Below are 22111 nucleotides of genomic sequence, written 5' to 3' on the forward strand. Positions count from 1 at the left end.
CGTGAGGTGGTCATGACCATGACATCACCGACCCAGCAGGCGCGGCCCGGAGCCGCCGCGCGGAACGAGGACCGGGCCGTCCTTGACGTGCGAGGTCTCTGGAAGGTCTTCGGCCCGCGTCCCGACCGGGTCGTCGGGACCCCGCTCGCGGAACTCTCGCGGAGCGAGCTGAGGGCGAGAACGGGCTGCGTGACCGCCGTCCGCGACGTCTCCTTCACCGTGCGGCCCCAGGAGGTCTTCGTCGTCATGGGCCTGTCCGGCTCCGGCAAGTCCACCCTCGTACGCTGCCTGACGCGGCTCGTCGAGCCGACGGCCGGAGAGGTCCTGTTCGACGGCGAGGACATCCGCAAGGCGGGCGACAGGCGGCTGCGCGAGCTGCGCCGGCACCGCTTCGCCATGGTCTTCCAGAACTTCGGGCTGCTGCCGCACCGGCGGGTCCTGGACAACGTGGCCTACGGGCTGGAGATCCGCGGCATGAGGAAGGAGGCCCGCTACGAACGGGCCGGGGAGATGGTCGAGCTCGTCGGCCTCTCCGGTTCGGAGAACTCCTACCCCGACCAGCTGTCCGGCGGCATGCAGCAGCGCGTCGGGCTGGCCAGGGCCCTCGCGGTGGACCCCGACGTGCTCTTCTTCGACGAGCCCTTCTCCGCGCTCGACCCGCTGATCAGGCGGGACATGCAGAACGAGGTCATCCGCCTGCACCGCGAGGTCGGCAAGACGATGATCTTCATCACGCACGACCTGAGCGAGGCGCTCAAGCTCGGCGACCGCATCCTCATCATGCGTGACGGCGAGCTCGTCCAGATGGGCACGCCGGACGAGGTCGTCGGGGCGCCGGTGGACGACTACGTGCGCGAGTTCGTCAGCGACGTGCCCCGCGCGAACGTGCTCACCACCCGCTGGGTCATGCGCCCGCCCCGGCCCGACGAACCGCTGGACGGTCCCGAGGTCGGGCCGGACGTCGTCGTCCGCGACGTCTTGCACACGGTCCTGCGCACGACGCGCCCGGTGAAGGTCGTCGAGGGCGGCGAGCTGCTGGGGGTCGTCACCGCGGAGGAGGTCCTGGGCGTGCTCGCCGAGCCGTCTCCGGCCGGGACCTCCGGCAAGCCCGCCGAGCGGTCTTCTCCGGACGAGGTCTCTGGTGAGCCCGTCGAACCGTCTCCGGAGGGGGCCTCCGGCAGGTCCGCCGAGCCGTCTCCGGACGCGCCCTCCGGTGAGCCCGGCGAGCCCGGCAAGCCCGATGGGGCCGCCGGGTCCTCCGGGTCCGGCGGGTCCGGGGGGCAGGGGTGATGGCCACCCCGGCCACCCCGGCGGGCGGCCTGCGGCGCCTGCCCGCCTGGCCCCGCCGCTACCTGCTCGCCGCCGTCGTGGCGGCGTGGGTGCTGATCTGGGTGTTCGTCCAGGGCCGCGACACCTTCCAGCTCGGCGGCGCGGAACTGACCCCGCTGCACGTGAGCATCAACGAGGCCAGTGAGGTCATCGACAACAGCAGGAACGAGAACCCGTTCTTCCTGTACTTCGTCAACTACATCCGGCTCTTCCTCGACGAGTCCGTCACGTTCGTCCAGGCGCTGATCAGCCAGCCGTCCTTCGGGAGGCCGCTGCCGGTCGTCGGCTGGCTGGGCGTGGTCGCCGTCGCCACGGCGGTCGCGCTGCTGTGGGGCAACCTTCGGGTCGCCCTGCTGACCGCGGCCGGCTTCGCCTCCTTCGGCCTGCTGGGCCTGTGGCAGGAGAGCATGGACACCCTCGCCCTCACCCTGGCCGCCGTCGTGCTCTCGCTGCTGATCGGCATCCCGCTCGGCGTCTGGGCCGGGGTGAACGACCGGTTCAACCGCCTGGTCACCCCGCTGCTCGACTTCATGCAGACGATGCCGACGTTCGTCTACCTCGCGCCGCTCACCCTGTTCTTTCTCATCGGCCCCGCGAGCGCCACCGTGGCGACCGTCATCTACGCCGTCCCGCCCGCGATCCGCATCACCGCGCACGGCATCCGCGAGGTGCGGCCCGCGATCCTGGAGGCGAGCACCTCCCTCGGCTCGACCGCCTGGCAGTCGCTGAGGAAGGTACGGCTCCCGCTGGCCAAGCGGACCATCATCGTCGGCGTCAACCAGACCATCATGGCCGCGCTGTGCATGGTCACCATCGCCGCGCTGATCGACGCCCCCGGCCTGGGCAAGACCGTCGTCAAGGCGCTGGAGACCCTCGACGTCGGCAGCGCCTTCAACGCGGGCCTGGCCATCGTCGTGATGGCCATCGTGCTCGACCGGGTCACCTCCGCCGCGGGGCGCCGCGTCGAGGCCCGGCACCGGGCCGGACGCTCGCGCGGACCCGGCCGCCGCCGCGCGGAGATCGGCGCGGTCCTGGCGGTCACCGGCGTGCTGGTCTACCTCTCCCACGTCTACGTGTGGGCCGCGGAGTTCCCGGACGAGGCGAACCTGGGGCGATACGTCCGCCAGGGGGTCGACGCGGCCACCCTGTGGGCGCAGGACAACCTCGCCGTCTACACCGGAGCGTTCAGGAACGCCGTCTCCTACGGCCTGCTCAACCCGTTCGAGGCGCTGCTCACCGGCTCGCCGTGGTGGCTGGTCGGCGCCGTGCTCGTCGCGTTCGCCGCGATCCTGGCGAACGTCAGGATCGTGCTCGTCACCGCGGTCTGCGTCGCCCTGCTCGTCGCGCTCGGCCTGTGGCAGGACAGCATGGTGACGCTGGCCTCGACGCTGGTGGCCACCGTCCTGGTGATGATCCTCGGGGTGGTGCTCGGCGTCTGGATGGGGCGCAGCGACCGCGTCGACCAGCTGGTGCGGCCCGTCCTCGACGCCGGGCAGACCATGCCGCCGTTCGTCTACCTGGTGCCGATCCTCGGGCTGTTCGGCGCCACCCGGATCACCGCGATCATCGCCGCGGTCGTCTACGCGGCCCCGGTGGCGGTCAAGCTCACCGCGGACGGCATCCGCGGTGTGGCGCCGAGCGCGGTGGAGGCCGCCACGGCCGCGGGTTCCAGCACCTGGCAGCTCATCACCAAGGTGCAGCTGCCGATGGCGCGCAGCGCGCTCACCCTCGCGGCGAGCCAGGGGCTCATCTACGTGCTCGCCATGGTCGTCGTCGGCGGCCTGGTCGGCGCGGGCGCGCTCGGCTACGACGTGGTGGCCGGCTTCTCCCAGCTGCAACTGCGGGGCAAGGGACTCGCCGCGGGCGTGGCGATCGTCGTACTCGGGATCATGCTGGAGCGCATCACCCGGACGGCGGCGCGGCGGGCCGACGCCGAGACACACGGCGCCCATTGAGAAGCATCGAGAAGCGGGGCGAGGCAGGGCGGGATCGAGAGAGACCGAGAGAGAGCACCGGAGAACGAGAGAGAACCGGCGTGGCCGGACACCCGCCGGGCGGAACCGAACAGGGCACACGAACCCAATACAGGAGGACCTGGTGACAGTTTCGAGGATCGGGCGACCGCGGGCGGTGGCGCTCCTGGTCGCGACCGGCCTCCTCGTCTCCGCGTGCGGCGGGGCGAAGGTCGGCGAGAGCGACGGCGGGGCCGCCCCGGCGGCCTCCGGCGCGGACGGGAAGAAGGCGTGCGGCGCGGTCAACATCGCCATCAACCCGTGGGTCGGGTACGAGGCGACCGCGGCGGTCATCGCCCACGTGGCCGAGAAGGACCTCGGCTGCTCGGTCACGAAGAAGGACCTCAAGGAGGAGGTCGCCTGGCAGGGCTTCGCCACCGGCGAGGTCGACGCCATCGTGGAGAACTGGGCCCACGACGACCTGAAGAAGAAGTACATCGAGGACCAGAAGGTCGCCGTCTCGGCGGGCCCGACGGGCAACAAGGGCGTCATCGGCTGGTACGTGCCGCCGTGGATGGCCGAGAAGTACCCCGACATCACCGACTGGAAGAACCTCAACAAGTACGCCGACCTGTTCAAGACCTCCGAGTCGGGAGGCAAGGGGCAGTTGCTCGACGGCGACCCGTCCTTCGTGACCAACGACGCGGCTCTGGTGAAGAACCTGAAGCTGGACTACAAGGTCGTCTACGCGGGCAGCGAGGCGGCGCTCATCACCGGCTTCAGGCAGGCGGAGAAGCAGAAGACCCCGATGCTCGGCTACTTCTACGAGCCGCAGTGGTTCCTGTCGGAGGTCAAGCTCGTCAAGATCAAGCTGCCCGAGTACACCGAGGGCTGCGACGCCGACGCCGAGAAGGTGGCCTGCGACTACCCGCTCTACGACCTCGACAAGATCGTGAGCAAGAAGTTCGCCGACTCCGGCAGCCCGGCGTACGACCTGGTCAAGAACTTCACCTGGACGAACGAGGACCAGAACCTCGTGGCCAAGTACATCTCCGAGGACAAGATGACGGCCGAGGAGGCCGCGGAGAAGTGGGTCGGCGACAACCCCGACAAGGTGAAGGCCTGGCTTCCCACCTCCTGAGCGCCCACCCGGGAGTCAAGGGGGCGTGAGGTTCCCCCCGTAGCCCGGCGAGGGTGCCACCCGAAAGGGATGCACCCTCGCCTCCGTTGACAGGTGGGAACGCGGAGGAACGGAACGTACCCCGGGCGCCCCCAACCGCCGTCTCCCGTGAACGACCGTCGGCCCGTCCTTGACGGTGTTCCGCAGGTCCGTCCTTGACAGTGTTGTCGACGGGAGGACAATCTGTTGCGGGAAGCGCACTTCGTTTCGGACTGCGCAACGACGGAGGTGGGTATGACGGGCCGGCGCGTCGTCGTCATCGGAGCCGGGGTCGTCGGGGCGGCCCTCGCCGACGAGCTCTCGGCCAGGGGCTGGGACGACATCACCGTCGTCGACCAGGGGACCGTACCCGCCGCCGGGGGGTCGTCCTCCCACGCGCCGGGGCTGGTGTTCCAGACCAACCCTTCCAAGACCATGACGGAGCTGGCCCGCTACACCGTCGAGAAGCTCGTCGACCTCGACTGCTTCCTCCAGGTGGGCGGCCTGGAGGTGGCCACCACGCCCGAGCGGCTCGCCGAGCTGCACCGCCGCCACGGCTGGGCGACCTCCTGGGGGGTCGAGGCGCGCCTGCTCACTCCCGAGGAGTGCGTGGAGCGTCACTCCCTGCTCGACGGGGACAGGGTCCTCGGAGGGTTGCTCGTCCCCACCGACGGCCTGGCGAACGCCGTGCGTGCCGTCGAGGTCCAGCTGGCGCGCGCCCGGGAACGGGGCGTCCGCGTCCTCGACCGGCACGAGGTGCTGGACATCCGCGTCGAGGACGACCGGGTCGTGGCCGTCGTCACCGACCGGGGCGAGATCCCCGCCGACCTCGTGGTCTGCTGCGCCGGAATCTGGGGCCCCAAGGTCGCGGGCATGGTCGGCATGGCACTGCCGCTCACCCCCCTCGCCCACCAGCTCGCCTGGACCGGCCCGGTTCCCGCGCTCGCCGGGCAGGCCGTGGAGGCCGTCCGGCCGATCCTGCGCCACCAGGACGCCGACCTGTACTACCGGGAGCGGTTCGAGCGGCTCGGCATCGGTTACTACGGCCACCGCCCGATGCCGATCACCGCCGAGGAGATCCTCCCGATCGCCGACGCCGAGGTCATGCCCTCGGTGCTGCCGTTCACCGACGAGGACTTCGCCCCCGCCTGGACCGAGACGAAGGCGCTGCTGCCCGCCGCCGGGGAGGCCGGGCTCGAAGAGGGGATCAACGGCCTGTTCTCCTTCACCACCGACAACATGCCGCTGCTCGGGCAGTCGCGCGACGTGCGGGGCTTCTGGGTGGCCGAGGCCGTGTGGGTCACCCACTCGGCGGGGGTGGGCCGCGCGATGGCCGAGTGGCTGGCCGACGGCCACTGCTCGTCCTTCGACCTGCACGAGTGCGACGTCAACCGGTTCGAGGCTCACCAGCTGGCCCCCGAGTACGTCCGCACCCGCGACTGCCAGAACTTCGTCGAGGTCTACGACATCATCCACCCGCTCCAACCGGCCGAGAACCTGCGCCCGCTGCGCACCAGCCCCTTCCACGCCCGCCAGCGCGAGCTGGACGCGTACTTCCTGGAGGCCACCGGCTGGGAGCGCCCCCAGTGGTACGGCGCCAACGCGCCCCTGCTCGACGGCCGCGACATCCCCCGCCCCAACGACTGGGCCGCCCGCCACTGGTCGCCGATCGTCGGCGCCGAGGCCCAGGCCTCGCGCGAGACCGTGGCCCTGTACGACATGAGCGCGCTCAAGCGGATCGAGGTCGCGGGCCGCGGGGCCGCCGCCTTCCTCCAGCGGGTCTCCACCGGAGACGTCGACAAGTCCGTCGGCTCGGTGACGTACTGCCTGCTGCTCGACCACGACGGCGGCATCCGCAGCGACATCACGGTGGCCCGGCTGGGCCGCGACCTGTTCCAGGTCGGTGCCAACGGCAACCTCGACCTCGACTGGCTGCACCGCCACCTGCCCGCCGACGGGTCGGTCACCGTCACCGACATCACGCCGGGAACCTGCTGCGTCGGCGTCTGGGGCCCCCGGGCCCGCGAGGTCGTGGCCCCGCTCGCCGGTCCCGGCTTTGGGCCCGGCGGTTTCCGCTACTTCCGCGGCGCCCGCGCCTACGTCGGCACCGTGCCCGTCACCGCGCTGCGGCTCTCCTACATCGGGGAGCTGGGCTGGGAGCTCTACACGACGGCCGACATGGGCGCGAAGCTGTGGGACACCCTCTGGGAGGCGGGACAGGAGCACGGGATCATCGCGGGGGGCCGCGGCGCCTTCAACAGCCTTCGGCTGGAGAAGGGCTACCGGTCCTTCGGCACCGACATGACCTACGAGCACGACCCGTACGAGGCCGGGCTCGGTTTCGCCGTGCGCAAGGCGGATAAGGGCGACTTCATCGGCCGCGCGGCCCTGGCCGAGCGCGGCGCGGCCCCCCGGCGCAGGCTGACCTGCCTCACCGTCGACGACCCCGCCGCCGTGGTCATGGGCAAGGAGCCGGTGTACGACGGCGCGTCCTGCGCCGGATACGTCACCAGCGCCGCCTACGGCTACACGATAGGCAAGGGCATCGCCTACGCCTGGCTGCCCGCCGCGCTGTCCGTGCCGGGGAGGGAACTGCACATCGGCTACTTCGACCGGCGGGTGGCCGCCGTCGTCGCCGAGGAGCCGCTGTACGACCCGGCGATGGAGCGCCTGCGTGGCTAGCGGACCGGCGGGACGGAAGGACACGCCGACGCGCCCCGTGACTCCCGCGGATCCGGAGTCCGTGGCGCCGAAGTCCATGACGACGGGACCCGCGACGCCGGAGCCCGCCGGCGGGATCGAGAGGGGACGACGATGAGCACCGAGGCGCCGCCCGAGCACCCCGACCGGCTGTGGAGCAGCCCCGAGCCGAAGGCCTCCTACGACGTGGTGATCGTCGGCGGCGGAGGCCACGGCCTGGCCACCGCCTACTACCTGGCCAAGAACCACGGGATCACCAACGTGGCCGTGCTGGAGAAGGGCTGGCTGGCGGGCGGCAACATGGCCCGCAACACCACCATCATCCGGTCCAACTACCTCCTGGACGAGAGCGCGGGCATCTACGAGCACTCGCTCAAGCTGTGGGAGGGGCTGGAGGAGGACCTCGGCTACCCGATCCTGTTCAGCCGGCGCGGCGTGCTCAACCTCGCGCACAGCCCGCAGGACGTCAGGGAGAGCGTCCGCCGGGTCAACGCCAACCGCCTCAACGGCGTCGACGCCGAATGGCTCGGCCCCGAGGAGGTGAAAGAGGTCTGCCCGATCGTCGACGTCTCGCCCAACGCCCGCTACCCGGTCCTCGGCGCCACCTACCAGCCGCGCGCGGGGATCGCCAAGCACGACTACGTGGCCTGGGGATTCGCCCGCGCCGCCGCGGCGATGGGCGTCGACCTGATCGAGCACTGCGAGGTCACCGGCATCGACGTCGTGGACGGGCGGGTGGAGGCCGTACGCACCACCAGGGGCCGCATCGCCGCGGGCAGGGTCGCGATGTGCGCGGCCGGGCACTCCTCGGTCGTCGGCCGGATGGCGGGGGTGGAGCTGCCGGTGCAGAGCCATCCGCTGCAGGCCCTGGTCTCGGAGCTGCTGGAGCCCGTACACCCCACGGTGGTCATGTCCAACGCGGTGCACGTCTACGTCAGCCAGGCCCACAAGGGCGAGCTGGTCATGGGGGCGGGCATCGACGCGTACAACTCCTACCGGCAGCGCGGCGCGTTCCACATCATCGAGCGGCAGATGGCGGCGGCGCTGGAACTGTTCCCCGTCTTCGCGCGGGCCCACGTGCTGCGTACCTGGGGCGGGGTGGTCGACGTCACCCCCGACGCCTCGCCCGTCGTCGGGCTCACCCCCGTCGACCGTCTCTACGTCAACTGCGGCTGGGGGACCGGCGGCTTCAAGGCCACCCCGGGCGTCGGGTGGTGCTACGCGCACACGATCGCCCACGGCGAGCCGCATCCTCTCAACGCCGCCTTCACCCTCGAACGATTCACCACCGGCGCGCTCGTGGACGAGCACGGCGCCGCCGCGGTGGCCCACTGAAGGAGCCCGACCGATGCTGCTGATCCCCTGTCCGTGGTGCGGTCCACGGGACGAGGCCGAGTTCCACCACGGCGGGCAGGCCCACGTCGCCTACCCCGGCGACCCCGCCGCGCTCTCCGACGAGGAGTGGGCCCGGTACCTGTTCTTCCGCGACAACCCGAAGGGGCCGTTCGCCGAGCGCTGGCAGCACGCGGCCGGATGCCGCCGCTGGTTCAACGCGGTCCGCGACACCGCGACCAACGAGTTCCACGCCGTCTACCGCGTGGGCGAGCCAGGGCCGGTGGGCGCGTGAACCGCCGGGCGACCGGCACGGCGGGCCACCCGCCGCTCCCGGGCGGCGTGAACGTCCAGGCCACCGGCGGCGCGGGTGTTCCGGCCACCGGTGAGAGAACGGTGTGCCGGTGAGCGGGCAGCCGTTCCGCCGGGCGGGCCGTCACGGGGAGGTACTGCCGTTCCGGTTCGACGGCCGCGACTACGAGGGGTACCGGGGCGACACGCTCGCCGCCGCGCTGCTCGCCAACGGCGTCCGCACGGTCGCGACGAGCGTCACGCTGGGCCGCCCCCGAGGGATCTTCGCCGCCTGGACCGAGGAGCCCAACGCCGTCGTCCAGATCGAGCAACCCTTTCCCGAGCCGATGCTCCAGGCCACCGTCGTCGAGCTGTACGCGGGACTGGTGGCCACCGGCCTGCCGGGCAGGGGCAGGCTCGCCGCCGAACCCGACCCGGCGCGCTACGACGGCGTGTACGCGCACTGCGACGTCCTGGTGGTCGGCGCGGGCCCGGCGGGCCTGGCGGCGGCGACCGCGGCGGCCGGGTCGGGCGCCCGGGTGATCCTCGCCGACGACCGGCCCTCGCCCGGCGGCAGCCTGCCCGACACCGGCGAGACCGTCGGCGGCGTACCGGGCACGGCGTGGGCCGCCACCGCGCTGGCCGAGCTGGAGAACCACCCGGAGACGCGGGTGCTCACCCGTACCAGCGTGTTCGGCCACTACGACGACAACTACCTGGTCGCGGTGGAGCGCAGGGGAGAGAACGCCTCCTCCCGCGAGCGCCTCTGGCGCATCCGGGCCCGCCGCGTCGTCCTCGCCACGGGCGCGCACGAGCGCTCGATCGCCTTCGCGGGCAACGACCTGCCGGGCGTCATGCTCGCCGGCTCGGCACGCGCGTACGCCAACCGGTACGGGGTCCTGCCCGGCCGCCGCGCGGTGGTGTTCACCACCGGGGACGGCGCCTACGCCGCGGCCCGCGACCTGGCCGCCGCGGGCGTCGAGATCGCCGCCGTCGTGGACACGCGTGCCCCCGGCGACCCGGGACGGGACGGCCTGGGCGGCCCAAGTGGTCCGGGCGGCCTGGACGGTGCGGGTGGCCTGGGTGACGCCGAGGTGCTCACCGGTCACTTCGTCACCCGCGCGAACGGCGAGCACGGCGTCACCTCCGTGACCGTCTCGGAGAGACCCGTCGCGGGCGGCAGGCCTTCCGGGTCGGCCGCTTCCGGGGCGGTCGGTTTCGGGGCGGCGCGTTCCGGGATGATCGGTTCCGGGGCGATTCCTTCCGGCGGGCGTGAGATCGAGGCCGACCTGCTGCTCGTCTCGGGCGGCTGGAACCCCGCCGTCCACCTGTTCAGCCAGGCCGGGGGAACGCTCCGCTACGACGAGGCGCTCGGTTCCTTCGTCCCCGGGAGCATCCGCCAGGCCGTCGAGGTCGCCGGGGCCGCCCGAGGGCTCCGCACCCTGGCCGCCTGCCTGGAGGACGGCGCCGCCGCCGGGACGCGGGCCGCCGGGGCGGCCGGTCTCCGAACCCCTTCCACCTCCGGCGCGTCCGTCAGGGAAGCGGGGGAGGCCCCGCGGCCGGGGGAGACGTCACCGGGCGCGGAGACCCCGCGAGCAGGGGAGGCGTCCCCGGACACGGAGATCCCGCAGGACGGGGAAGCGCGGGAGCCGGGGGCGGTCTCGCCCGGCGGAGAGCCTTCCGGGACCACCCCCGCAGAGCACGTGTGGCTCGTTCCCGCCGACGACTACCGGACCCACTTCGTCGACCTGCAGCGAGACGTCACCGTCGCCGACGTGATGCGCGCCACCGGGGCCGGGCTCCGTTCGGTCGAGCACGTCAAGCGCTACACCACCGCCGGGACCGGGCACGACCAGGGCAAGACCTCCGGCGTGCTCACCAGCGGTATCGTCGCCCACGCCCTCGGCGTGGACGTCTCCGAACTCGGCACCACCACCTTCCGCGCCCCCTACCTGCCGGTCTCCTTCGCCACCCTCGCCGGGCGCGACAGGGGGGCGCTGCACGACCCCGTCCGGGTCACCGCGCTGCACGAGTGGCACGTGGCGTACGGAGCGCCGTTCGAGAACGTCGGCCAGTGGAAGCGGCCCTGGTACTACCCCCGCGAGGGCGAGGACATGGAGGCCGCCGTCCTGCGCGAGTGCCGGGCCGTGCGGGAGGCCGCCGGGGCCATGGACGCCTCCACGCTCGGCAAGATCGACATCCAGGGACCGGACGCCGCGGAGCTGCTCGACCGGCTCTACACCAACATGATGAGCACCCTGAAGGTCGGCTCGATCCGCTACGGCGTGATGTGCCGCCCCGACGGCATGGTCTTCGACGACGGCACGGTGATCCGCCTGGCCGAGGACCGTTTCCTGGTGACCACCACCACCGGCAACGCCGCCGCCGTCCTCGACTGGATGGAGGAGTGGCTGCAGACCGAGTGGCCCTCGCTGCGGGTCTACTGCACCTCGGTCACCGAGCAGTGGGCGACGGTCGCGCTCGCCGGGCCGCGTTCCCGCGAGGTGCTGGCCGGGCTCGCCCCCGGCCTGGCCGTGGACAACGCGAGCTTCCCGTTCATGACATGGCGCGACACCCGGGTGGCGGGCCTCGACGCGCGGGTGTGCCGGATCAGCTTCTCCGGCGAGCTGGCGTACGAGATCAACGTCAGCTCATGGGACGGGCTCGCCCTGTGGGAGGCCGTCCAGGCCACCGGCGCGGTCACCCCGTACGGGACCGAGACCATGCACGTGCTGCGGGCCGAGAAGGGCTACCCCATCGTGGGCCAGGACACCGACGGCACGGTCACCCCCGCCGACCTCGGCATGGAGTGGGTGGTGTCCAAGAAGAAGGCCGACTTCCTCGGGAGGCGTTCCTTCGCCCGCGCCGACACCGCCAGGCCCGACCGGAAGCACCTGGTCGGCCTGCTGCCGCTCGACCCGGACGTCCTGCTGCCCGAGGGCTCCCACCTGGTGGCCACCGACCGGCTGCCCGAGCCGCCGGTCCCCATGCTCGGCCACGTCACCTCCAGCTACCGCAGCGCCGCGCTCGGCAGGACCTTCGCCCTCGCCCTCGTCAACGGCGGGCGCGAACGCGTCGGCGAGCGGTTGTACGTGCCCGTCGGAGGGGAACTGCTGCCCGTCACCGTCACCCACCACGTCCTCTACGACCCCGAGGGAGCGCGCCGCGACGGCCCACCGGCCGGGACGCGACCGGGCGCGCCGTACGGAACGGAGCCGCCCGCGACGGAGCCCTCCGGGACGGCGGAACTCTCCGGAACAAAACCGCGGGGAACGGAGCCGCGGGGAACGGAGCCGCGGGGAACGGAGCCGTCCGGGCGGTCGAGCCCGGCGGCCCGGCTGGAGCCGGTGTCGAGCCCGGACCTCCGCATCGAGGAGCTGCCCTTCCTCACCCAGGTCGACCTGCGGGTGGAGCCCGGGAGCGACACCGCGGCCGGCATCGCCCTCGCCCTCGGCGTCCCGCTCCCCACCGAACCCGGCACCTTCGCGAGCACCGGCACCGATGTGTCACCGTCCGGTACGGCCGCGAACGACACCCGGGTGCTGTGGCTCGGGCCCGACGAGTGGCTGGTCGTCGGGCCCGCGGGCGGCACCGGCCTGGAGGCCCGCCTGCGAGCCGCCGCCGGAACCGGTCACGCCGCCGTCACCGACGTCTCCGCCCAGCGCACCGTACTGCTCGTGACCGGCCCGAGGGCGCGCGACCTGCTCTCCCACGGCTGCGCCCTCGACCTGCACCCCCGCGCGTTCGGCCCCGGCCGCTGCGCCCAGACCATGCTCGCCCGCGCCCAGGTCGTCCTCGCCGCCCGCGAGGACGGCGGGTTCCACGTCTTCGTACGCCCGTCCTTCGCGGACTACCTCGTGGCCTGGCTCCTCGACGCGGCGGGGGAGTACCTGGGTGGTTGAGGTGATCGCCGGGGGCCTGGGCGGACACGGCGGAAGGGCCGGTCCCGGCGTGCGCCGGGACCGGCCCTCGAACGTGCGAAAGACCTACCGGCCGGCCACGGGGGCGGGCTTGGTCTCCGGGGCGGAGGCCGCGGGAGCGTCAGGAGCCGGCTTGCGCACCGACGGCACGACGGTCGCGGAGACGATCGCGATCACCACGGAGAGCGCGGTGGAGAGCCAGAACGCCGTCTGGATCCCGCCGATGGAGATCCCCTGCCCGGACCCGGCGGCCAGCGACGCCACCGCCACCGCGATACCGAGGCACAGCCCGACCCCGAGCTGGCGGTTCGAGTTGTAGAGGCCCGACGCCAGGCCCATCTGGGCACCGGCCACACCGGACGTGGCCGCCACCGCGGTGCTGATCATCATGACCGTCACACCGACGCCGATCAGGATGCCGCCGGGCAGCACGTTCAGCAGGTACGAGCCGTCTGCGGGCGCGAGGGCCAGCACCAGTGAACCGGCCACCAGGAACAGGGCGCCGACGGTCAGCACCGGACGAGCCCCGATCCGTGCGGTCGTCTTCGCCACCGGCAGCGACGCCAGCACGACCACGAGGGCCTGGGGGAAGAACGCGAGGCCGGTGAGGATGGCCGAGAAGCCCAGGATCTGCTGCATGTAGAGCGTGATGAAGAACGTCGAGATGGACATGACACCACCCGACAGGAACGCGACCAGGTTGCCGCCCGTCACCCCGCGGTTACGGAAGATCGAGAGCGGCACCAGCGGCGCGGACACGCGGGTCTGCACGAACAGGAACACGGCCAGCAGCACGAGACCGGCGATCAGCGGGGTCAGCACACCGGCGGTGCCCCAGCCCTCGTCGGACGCGATCGTCAGGGCGTAGGCGATCGAGCACATGCTCGCGGTCACCAGGATGGCACCGGGCACGTCGATGCGCGCGGACCTGGTCCGCACACTGTCGTCGTCGAGGCGGATCGCGGCGCGCACGACCATCGCGATACCGACCGGGACGTTGATGAACATGACGGCCCGCCAGCCGAAGATCTCGGTCAGCACGCCGCCGGCGAGCACGCCGCCGGCGAAGCCCACCGAGGACACGGCGCCGAACACGCCCATGGCCTTGGCCCGCGCCTCTCCTTCGGGGAAGCCCGCGCCGATCATCGCCAGCACGGCAGGGGCCACCGCCGCGGCCGAGAAGCCCTGCAGGGCACGGGCGATGATCAGCACGATGGAGCTGGTCGCGAAGCCACCCACCAGGGACGCGATCGTGAAGATCGCCAGGCCCCACACGAACATGCGCTTGCGGCCGATGATGTCGCCCACGCGTCCACCCAGCAGCAGGAAGCCGCCGTAGAACAGCGCATACGCTCCGACGACCCACGGCAGGGCGCCGGCGGTGAAGGACAGGTCGGTCTTGATCCACGGCAGAGCGACGTTCACGATCGCGAAATCGAGTGTCAGCATGAACTGGGCGAGGCACAACAGAAGCAGTGGTGGTGGCTTCTTGACCTGAGAGTCCATGGTTTTTCTCCTGTCTCCTGGTGCGGCTTAAGTCATTCTCAGCATTGATTCCGGGCCGAATGAATTCGTGACCGACGACGGCCTGGGCGGCTGGTTCGAGCGCCACGGCCTCGACGGCCATCCGCGGACCACGGGCGAATACGCGCGTCCACCGGCGGGCGAAGCACGGCCAGGGCTGACAATTCTCGCTCCCCTCGGCGCCGACATAATTGTTCCTGATGTAAATCAATTATGTGGTCGTGGCCAAGGGGCAGCCAGAGCATCAATCATCAAAAGGGCGTGCATCTTTCACGCCGGTCAAGATGAATAATTCAGCAATCGGACGTAGCGGCAGGAACCGCTTGGCGGGCGGGCGGGCGGGTGGCGCGCCGCCTCCGGCGGCTCCGGCGAACCGCGGCCCGATCACATCGCGCGGCCTCCGCGCGATCGGCCGTGGAGGCCGTGGAGGCCGTGGCGGCCACAATGGTCCGTAAGGCTCGGGGCGGTCATGGCGGCCACAACGGTCCGCAAGGCTCGGGGCGGCCTGGCGGTTACGGGGTGCCGCGCCGGCCCGGGGCGGTCACAGCGGGGCGCCGCCGAACCCGATCTCGTTCCCGTCGGGGTCGCGGTAGGTGACCTTGCGCACGCCGTTGGAGTAGGTCTCCCGCTCCGCGGGGTCGAGCCCTCGCTCGGCGACCTGCGCGACGAGCGCGTCGAGGTCGTCGACGAAGACCGTGTGCATGGCGTGGCCGGCGTGCTCGGGCAGCTGCTCGATGAACACGGACCGATGTTCCGCGAGCTCCCACACGGCCTCGGTGTCGCTCGCGACGAACGTCGGCGGGGAGCCCAGCAGCCGTTCGTACCACTTCAGCGGAATCTGGCGTGGAACCCCCGGGGCGTTTACGCCCGGGAGGAAACGACGGCGCGGGAGGGCCTCCAGGCCCGAGCGGTGCCGTGACGGCCGGTTCATGTGAGCGGATCAGTCCGGCCGTTTGCGGTGTTCGATGTACTCCTTGACGATCGACGGTGAGGCGCCGCCGCAGGAGGCCGCGAAGGAGGACGGGGACCAAAAGCGCCCGCCCCACAGCTAGTGACGCACGTGCGGGCCGGACGCTTTGCGAAGGAGCCGGGCCGAGACGCCCTTGAGGGCGTTGACCAGGACCGACAGCGCCACTGTGGGCGGGTGGCGGACCAGCGGGTGCACATGATCGTGCTCGCCGTTGAACTCGACCAGGACGGCGCCGAAGTCGTCGCATACCTCGATCATGGTGGCTTCGCAGCGGTGCAGCATCTCGTCGGTGAACCCTTTCCGCCGGTATCTGGGGATGAACACCAAAGGGGCATGGAGGCGGCAGACAACAGTGCGGCCCCTGCGAACATCAGGATCGGATTCCCGCCGCGGTGACATGGACCGGACGATAATGTGTTCGATCGTGAAACTGGTGGTGCAGGTGAAACTCCTGCCGACGCCCGAGCAGGCGACGGCGCTGGAGGCGACCTTGCGCGCGGTCAACACGGCCGCCTGCCAGGTCTCCCGCCACGCCCACGAGCACCGCACGTTTCGCAACTACGACCTGCGCAAGCACACCTACACGCAGATCAAGGACGAGTACGGGCTGGCCGCCCAGGCCGCGCAGCACGTCATCAAGAAGGTCGCCGACGCCTACACCACCCTGCACGCCAACCTCCGAGCCGGGAACCTGGGCAAGGCGGGCTCTGCCCGCCGAATACGGGTCGAATCCACGCCGATCGCCTTTCGCGCCGCAGCCGCCCAGCCGTTCGACGACCGCTGCCTGTCCTGGCAGATCGACGCGCGGACGGTGTCGATCTGGTCGGTGGCCGGGAGGCTGAAGAACCTCGCATTCACCGCCTCCGCCCAACAGCTCACCACCTTGTCGGCGCACCGCAGGGGCGAGTCCGATCTGGTCTACCGCGACGGCATGTGGTTCCTGATCGCGACCTGCGAGGTGCCCACCCCCGGCGTCAAGGACCCAGAGGCCTTTCTGGGGGTGGATCTGGGCATCGTCAACCTCGCCACCACCAGCGACGGAGCCCGTCATTGCGGCAAAGCTCTGAACGCGCTCAGGCACCGCCGCCGCGAGCTACGCCGCCGCCTGCAGGCCAAGCGCACCACGTCCGCCAAGCGGTTGCTCAAGCGGCATCGCCGCAAGGAAGCGCGGTTCGCCGCCAACACCAATCATGTCATCGCCAAGCAGATCGTGACCGAGGCAGAACGCACCGGCTCCGCCATCGCCATGGAAGACCTCCAGGGCATCCGGGACCGGGTACGGCTTCGCAAGCCCCAGCGGGTCATGCTGCATTCCTGGAGCTTCCATCAGCTCGGGGCTTTCCTCGTCTACAAGGCGGCCCGGGCCGGGGTCGCTGTCATCTACGTCGATCCGGCTTTCACCTCCCAGCAGTGCTCGTCGTGTGGGCAGGTGGACCGCAAGAACCGGCTCGATCAAGCCTCTTTCTCGTGTACGTCGTGCGGCTTCGCTGAGCACGCCGACGTCAACGCAGCCCGCAACATCGCCGCACGCGGTGAGACGGGCTGGGCAGTGAGTCACGCTGCCTGACGCGGACCGGACCGTCGAAGCCATCGACGGCCAGGAGCTGCGAGCTCGGTCGTTCACGACCGAGAAGCTGACGGCCATCGTGTAGTCGGTGACCAGGATTCCCGCGTACAGGTCGAGGGCCATACCGTGATCATATGGACTTCGTCCGGTTCCCGCGGCCCCGCGGATCCGGACGCGCCCGCCTCGCCGCGTGCGCTCGGCTCGGCTGACGCCGCGACCACCGTAGACGCCCGCGCCCCTGGCCCGGCGGTTCCTCCGGCCGGCCGCAAGCCGTCGGCCTGGGCCGGCGGGTGACCCCTTGGGGCGGGGGTCCGCCGGGGCGATCACCCGTTCAGGGGCGTGACGGGGTGGGGATCCGCCGGGGCGATCACCCGTTTAGGGAAGCGTGACGAACTTTTTGAGGAAGGACCGGGCCTGGGGGGTGTCCAGGCGATAGTCGTAGTTGGTCATCCTGCACGCGTCGTCGTCTCCGCTGATGGTGGTGGCCACGAGCAGGTCCGAGGTGGGTCCGCCCAGGAAGTTCGGGCCGCCCGAGTCGCCGAAGCAGGTGCTGCCGTCGCCCTTGGAGGAGAGCGACAGTTTGAGCCACCTGCGGGTGAGGTCCTCGAAGGAGATGGACGCCTGGTGGCGGGTGTCGGTGTAGGTGAGCCGCACCTTGTGCTTCCCCCTGGCGGAGGCGTGCTTCCCCTTGGCCGAGGCCTTGGTCGAGACCATGGCACCGTACCCGACCGGGGTGAACCGCGTTATTTTCAGGGCGTTGGCGGCTTCGAGGCGGTCGAGCAGACCTTCGGTGGGCAGTCTGGCGGGCTTGATGCCCGGGATGGCCGTGTCGAAGACGACAACGGCCATGTCATGAAGATCGGACTTGTCCTTGTAGCGCGAGTCGATGACGTAGCGGCCGGTGTAGATCTTGTCGCCGTGCCGGTAGCGGCTGGAGAAGGAGACCCGGGCGGTCTTCTGCCCCTTTTCCGCGCAGTGGGCGGCGGTGAGGAAGACGGTGGGCGAGATGAGGGTGCCGGTGCAGTAGGACCATGTGCCGTCATCGTTTGGCTTGTCGCCGATGACGGCTCCCACCTGCGGGTGAGCGGTCAGGTCGGGTGATCCGTTCGTGATGGCCCAGGCGGGGGAGGCGGGGAACGCGGTGGTAGCGGCGAGGGCGAGGGGAATCATGACAAAGGGGATGAAACGCACGCAGGAACTGTAACCGCCCAAGGGTTACATTTGATACAGAGCACGGAAAGATCTACGGATCCAATGTGCTGACGGCACGCCGGCCGCGATCATCGGCTTTCCGATCACGTTTCCCCGGGTGCGGGCGCCGATGCGGATGTGACCGCCGTAGTCGACCCGCAGCGGCGGCCGGATCTCCGTGCCCTCGCCGATCGCTGAGTTCATCGGTTCATCTGTCATGAGCTGCGATTTGAGCCTGAAAAAGGCTCCGGGGGGCGCCGATCTGCGACCAGGCCTGCTGGACGATCCTGTAGTCGATCACGACGATCCCCTCCTGCCGGAGGAGTTCGCGGGCCTGCGGCGATGTCAGGAACTCGTAGTCGGTCCGGCGTACGCGCCAACCGCCGTCGATCGCCTGCGACTCCTCGTTGCCCAGGCCGGGATGCACCGCCCACTCACTCAGGCCCACCGGCAGGTCGCGCAGCAGCTCGGCGTATCGCGCCGCCTTGCCGTCGATGTCGAGACTGAAACTGTCCAGGAAATCATTGTCGGTGATCGGCAGGCCCCGTCGTCGCGACTTCTGGCGTCCAGATTCGAGCCAGACCCGCACCGCCAGGCCGTACTCCTCGGCCAGCGCCACGGTCAGGTCGAAGATGTCCTCGCGTCCGCCATCGGCCAGACAGTGCCAGTCCAGATGGGTGGGCGTCAGCCCGGTGCCGACCACGGCCTCGACCTGTGCGCGGAACTCGAGCTCCACCTCGTCCAGACGAGCTCGAGCCAGAAGCTCGGGAACCTGGGCGGGCGTGAACAGCTCGCCCGTCTCGTCGAGCAGCGAGGGCACCTTCTCCTTCGCGGTCAGCGGCCCCCACCGGTAGTGGGTCGTGTCGCAAAACAGTGTGAGGTGGATCCCGAACGGGATCTCCGGTCGATGGCGGAGCAGGTGCATGGCGTGCGACGCCCACGGACACGGCACCATCAGGCTGCATGAACTGGCGATTCCCTCTTCGATCGAGTCGACGACCGCGGCGTTGATCGCGTGGTACATCCCGAAGTCGTCGTTGTTCACGATGAGCACCCGGGTATCGGGAGGGAAACCCAGCAGCTCGCTCGACAGAACCGGGGGAGTGGCGGCCGCGGGCTCAAAGGCATGGTCATCCATGACCGCAGCGTGATGGAGTGCGGAAAGCACGTCCACTCAATTGTTTTGAACGGATCCGGCAAGAATCACGCGTGGAGGAACCGCGCTCACATGGAGGGTTCCGCACCCGGTGCCGGGGTGGCGGCCCTGGACTCGCGGCGCAGCAGGGCCCGCGACCTCTTCTCGAGCCGATCGCGGCCAGTTTCGCCGCGGCGGGCAGGCGACGGTCCGGGTCGTCGCCCACTTCGTCGAAGTGCGCTGTCAGCAGCACCCGAGGCCCTCCGCCGCCCTTTCCCCCGACCTCTCGTGCGGCACGCCCGGCCCAATCGCCGTAGCCCAGCAAAGGAGGAAGTCCAGGCCGCGCTCGACCAGGTGGGCGGCAGCCAGGCCCACCGGGCCCGCACCGATCACCACCACGGGCAGCGCGCCTGCAGGCTTACCTGAAGGCCGCTCGGCGCGCACATCCACCACTGGCCGGCCGCGACAGGCCTCGACGACCTGTCCCCGAACGGCCGGCCGCGCCGGCCGCCACCGGCGTGAAATGCCGGGCCGGCTCACCCCCGCGGGTCACGCGGGCGCGACCGACTCCCGGTGTCTCACCGGCATGGCGACCCGGTGCACCTGGCCGGGTTCGGCCTGCTCGCCCATCTGGGCGAACAGCACCTCCACCGCCTTGCGTCCCAGTTCGTAGTGCGGCAGCGCCACGGTCGTCAGCTTGGGGCGGATCCACGACGCGATGGGGTGGTCGTCGAACGACACCACCGACACGTCCCCGGGAACGGAGAGCCCGGCGTCGCTCAACGCCTGGTAGGCGCCCAGGGCCAGCCGGTCGTTGAGGCAGATCAGCGCCCGGGGCCGGTGGTCGGCCAGCAGGGACCGGGTCGCGGCCAGGCCCTCCTCGGGCTGCCAGTCGGCGCAGACGCGGGCTCCGGCGATCCTCAGGCCGGCCTCCTCGATGCCGGTCAGGCGTTCCACCGCCGCGACGCTGGCGGCGGGCACGTCGCGCGCCCTCGGTCCCTCCCCGATCAGGTAGACGTCCTCGTGGTGGCCCGCCTCCAGGAGCACCCGGGCCGCAGAGCGGCCGGCCCCGACCTCGTCGGGCACGATCGACGGCAGGGCGGAGGCCGGCCTGGGCAGCGCGTTGAGCAGCACGGCGGGGCCGATGCCCTTCGGAACCTTGATCATCCGGGTGTACATGGCGGCCAGGATGATGCCGTCGACCTGGCGGTCCTGCATGGCGTGCAGCAGGCCGCGCTCCAGCTCGGGGTCGCCCTCGGTCTCGCCGATGAACAACATCACGCCGCGTTCGCGGGCGGCCTCCAGGGCACCCTTGATCATGTCTCCGGCGAGGCGGGAGGTCGCGACGGTGTCGGAGACGAAGCCGATCGTGCGGCTCGTCCCGGTGCGCAGCCCGACGGAGACCGCGTTCGGGCGGTAACCCAGCTCGTCGGCCGCACGCAGTACCCTCTGCTCGACGTCGTGGGAAATGCGCAGCTCACGGCCCCTGCCCGTCATCACGAGCGAGGCGGTGGTACGGGACACTCCGGCCGCCTGGGCCAGATCGGCCAAGGTGACCCGACGTCGACTCACAGGAGAGACCTCCAACATTCCAACCGGATTACGGGGCCTTGACACCGTCGGATGCGTGCGGTGAGACTATCGCATCGCTAATCCGATTTAGCAAAGGGAGACGCACCATGTCTCGTCGAGTTCACTCCCGCCGGAGCCGCGTGGCGATGGTGGTCATCCTGGGGGGAAGCCTGGCCGCCGCCTGCGCGGCGCCGGGAAGCGGCACCGCGCAGCCGACGGCCGCCGCGTCGTCGTTGTCGGCCGCGCCGACCTGCGGCACGGCGCCGGTCACGCTGAAGGGATACTTCGAAACCGGGTTTCCCCTGCCCAAGGCGCTCACCGCCGAGTTCACCAAGCAACACCCGAACGTCACCTGGGACATCCGCGAGGACCAGTTCGCGGTGATCACCCAGAACGCCCCGCGCGTGCTGGCCGACGACCCGCCGGACCTGATGCGCCTTCCCCAGGTCTCCGAGCTGGTCAAGAACAACCTGCTCAAGAACCTCGACGAGTACGCCAAGGTCTACGGCTGGGACAAGTGGCCCGCCTCCCAGCTCGAACAGATGCGCCTGGCGCCCGGCGGCGCCGTGCGGGGTGAGGGCTCCCTCTACGCCATGGGTCTGAACTTCTCCATGACCGGCGTGTTCTACAACAAGAAGCTGGCCGAGCGGATCGGCATGACCGACCCGCCGGAGACCCTCGCCGACCTCGACGCCGCCCTGGCCAAGGCCAAGGACGCGGGCCTGGTGCCGATCGCCCAGTTCAACGGCGGCGCGACCGGCGGCCTGGCCTTCCCGCTCCAGGACCTGATGGCCTCCTACGGCCCGCCCGCGCCGATCAACGAGTGGATCTTCCAGAAACCCGGTGCGACCATCGACACCCCGGCCAACCTCCAGGCGACCCAGCACCTGGAGAAGTGGGTCAAGGCCGGATACTTCTGGAAGGACGTCAACGCCGTCGACTACGCCACGATGATGAGCCGCTTCATCGGCGGCGACGGCCTGTTCATGTTCAACGGCGACTGGGAGTCGGGAAACCTCGACAAGCAGATGGCGGGCGACATCGGCTTCTTCCTGATGCCACCGGCCCAGGCCGGTGGGAAGCGGGCCACCATGTCGGCCCCGCTGACGTTCGGCATCGGGGCGAACGCAAAGAACGCCGACTGCGCCGCCGCGTTCCTCGACTGGGTCGCCACCGACACGCAGGCACGCACGATCGGCGTCGAGGTCGGCGGCTCCCACCCGATGGGCCCGGCCGACGGGCCGATGCCGCCGGTGGCGGCGGGCAGCGTGACCGAGAGCACCCTCGCGGCGGGCGCGCGGATCGCGCAGGACAACGGCGCGATGGACTTCATCGCCAACGCCACCGGCGCGATCTACGCCAAGAGCTGGACCCCGAACCTGCAGAAGCTGGTGGCCGGGGAGCAGACTCCCGAAGGCCTGCTCAAGAGCGTGCAGGCCGACTACCAGAGCCAGGTCAAGGGAGGCTGA

Annotated in this window: 14 protein-coding genes and 3 pseudogenes; 10 read left to right on the plus strand and 7 right to left on the minus strand. The window is 70.9% G+C overall.

Features of this window, described 5'->3' with window-relative positions; genetic code table 11:
• Positions 1 to 12 precede the first annotated feature (12 nt).
• From ACTOQ2_RS24040 to ACTOQ2_RS24075, 8 genes and pseudogenes are all read left to right on the plus strand, one after another.
• Complete coding sequence (locus tag ACTOQ2_RS24040; protein ID WP_440102343.1) at positions 13 to 1290, plus strand: betaine/proline/choline family ABC transporter ATP-binding protein; 1278 nt, start codon at positions 13 to 15, stop codon at positions 1288 to 1290.
• A complete protein-coding gene (locus ACTOQ2_RS24045; RefSeq protein ID WP_440102345.1) occupies positions 1290 to 3284 on the plus strand; it encodes an ABC transporter permease in 1995 nt (664 codons plus the stop codon). Before ACTOQ2_RS24040 ends, ACTOQ2_RS24045 begins: the two co-directional genes overlap by 1 nt.
• A 142-nt stretch (positions 3285 to 3426) precedes the next feature.
• Entirely contained in the window at positions 3427 to 4422 is a 996-nt protein-coding gene (locus tag ACTOQ2_RS24050; RefSeq protein ID WP_440102346.1) for an ABC transporter substrate-binding protein, read from the plus strand.
• 273 nt (positions 4423 to 4695) lie between these two features.
• Entirely contained in the window at positions 4696 to 7122 is a 2427-nt protein-coding gene (locus tag ACTOQ2_RS24055; protein WP_440102347.1) for a GcvT family protein, read from the plus strand.
• A gap of 132 nt (positions 7123 to 7254) precedes the next feature.
• Complete coding sequence (locus ACTOQ2_RS24060; RefSeq protein ID WP_440102349.1) at positions 7255 to 8475, plus strand: sarcosine oxidase subunit beta family protein; 1221 nt, start codon at positions 7255 to 7257, stop codon at positions 8473 to 8475.
• A 13-nt stretch (positions 8476 to 8488) separates the two neighbouring features.
• Positions 8489 to 8767 carry a sarcosine oxidase subunit delta gene (locus ACTOQ2_RS24065; RefSeq protein WP_362850066.1) on the plus strand — a complete coding sequence of 93 codons (279 nt, stop codon included), beginning with the start codon at positions 8489 to 8491 and terminating at the stop codon, positions 8765 to 8767.
• 109 nt (positions 8768 to 8876) lie between these two features.
• Positions 8877 to 11936, plus strand: a pseudogene (locus ACTOQ2_RS24070) (2Fe-2S iron-sulfur cluster-binding protein); the annotation flags it as partial.
• 345 nt (positions 11937 to 12281) lie between these two features.
• Positions 12282 to 12665, plus strand: a pseudogene (locus ACTOQ2_RS24075) (sarcosine oxidase subunit gamma); the annotation flags it as partial.
• A gap of 84 nt (positions 12666 to 12749) precedes the next feature.
• On the opposite strand, the gene ACTOQ2_RS24080 reads toward ACTOQ2_RS24075, so the two are convergent.
• The 3 genes and pseudogenes from ACTOQ2_RS24080 to tnpA all read right to left on the minus strand — a co-directional run bounded on the left by ACTOQ2_RS24080 (position 12750) and on the right by tnpA (position 15576).
• Positions 12750 to 14189: an MFS transporter gene (locus tag ACTOQ2_RS24080; RefSeq protein ID WP_440073713.1), complete on the minus strand. Its 1440-nt coding sequence runs from the start codon at positions 14187 to 14189 to the stop codon at positions 12750 to 12752.
• 559 nt (positions 14190 to 14748) lie between these two features.
• Positions 14749 to 15138, minus strand: coding sequence for a VOC family protein (locus tag ACTOQ2_RS24085; RefSeq protein ID WP_440102351.1), 390 nt, complete (start codon positions 15136 to 15138; stop codon positions 14749 to 14751).
• A 9-nt stretch (positions 15139 to 15147) separates the two neighbouring features.
• Positions 15148 to 15576, minus strand: a pseudogene (gene tnpA, locus ACTOQ2_RS24090) (IS200/IS605 family transposase).
• 25 nt (positions 15577 to 15601) lie between these two features.
• Here tnpA and ACTOQ2_RS24095 point away from each other — a divergent pair.
• Complete coding sequence (locus ACTOQ2_RS24095) at positions 15602 to 16744, plus strand: RNA-guided endonuclease InsQ/TnpB family protein (RefSeq protein ID WP_440102353.1); 1143 nt, start codon at positions 15602 to 15604, stop codon at positions 16742 to 16744.
• 375 nt (positions 16745 to 17119) lie between these two features.
• Here ACTOQ2_RS24095 and ACTOQ2_RS24100 read toward each other — a convergent pair whose 3' ends face one another.
• From ACTOQ2_RS24100 to ACTOQ2_RS24115, 4 genes are all read right to left on the minus strand, one after another.
• Positions 17120 to 17935, minus strand: coding sequence for a S1 family peptidase (locus ACTOQ2_RS24100; RefSeq protein WP_440102355.1), 816 nt, complete (start codon positions 17933 to 17935; stop codon positions 17120 to 17122).
• Between the two features lie 24 nt (positions 17936 to 17959).
• A complete protein-coding gene (locus ACTOQ2_RS24105; protein WP_440102357.1) occupies positions 17960 to 18154 on the minus strand; it encodes a hypothetical protein in 195 nt (64 codons plus the stop codon).
• Positions 18144 to 19073, minus strand: coding sequence for a polysaccharide deacetylase family protein (locus ACTOQ2_RS24110; RefSeq protein ID WP_440102359.1), 930 nt, complete (start codon positions 19071 to 19073; stop codon positions 18144 to 18146). Before ACTOQ2_RS24110 ends, ACTOQ2_RS24105 begins: the two co-directional genes overlap by 11 nt.
• Positions 19074 to 19619: 546 nt before the next feature.
• Positions 19620 to 20642 carry a LacI family DNA-binding transcriptional regulator gene (locus ACTOQ2_RS24115; RefSeq protein WP_440102361.1) on the minus strand — a complete coding sequence of 341 codons (1023 nt, stop codon included), beginning with the start codon at positions 20640 to 20642 and terminating at the stop codon, positions 19620 to 19622.
• A 107-nt stretch (positions 20643 to 20749) separates the two neighbouring features.
• Between ACTOQ2_RS24115 and ACTOQ2_RS24120 the strand changes: the two genes are divergently transcribed.
• Complete coding sequence (locus tag ACTOQ2_RS24120; RefSeq protein WP_440102363.1) at positions 20750 to 22111, plus strand: ABC transporter substrate-binding protein; 1362 nt, start codon at positions 20750 to 20752, stop codon at positions 22109 to 22111.

The organism is Streptosporangium sp. H16 (assembly GCF_051918855.1).
Lineage (GTDB): Bacteria > Actinomycetota > Actinomycetes > Streptosporangiales > Streptosporangiaceae > Streptosporangium.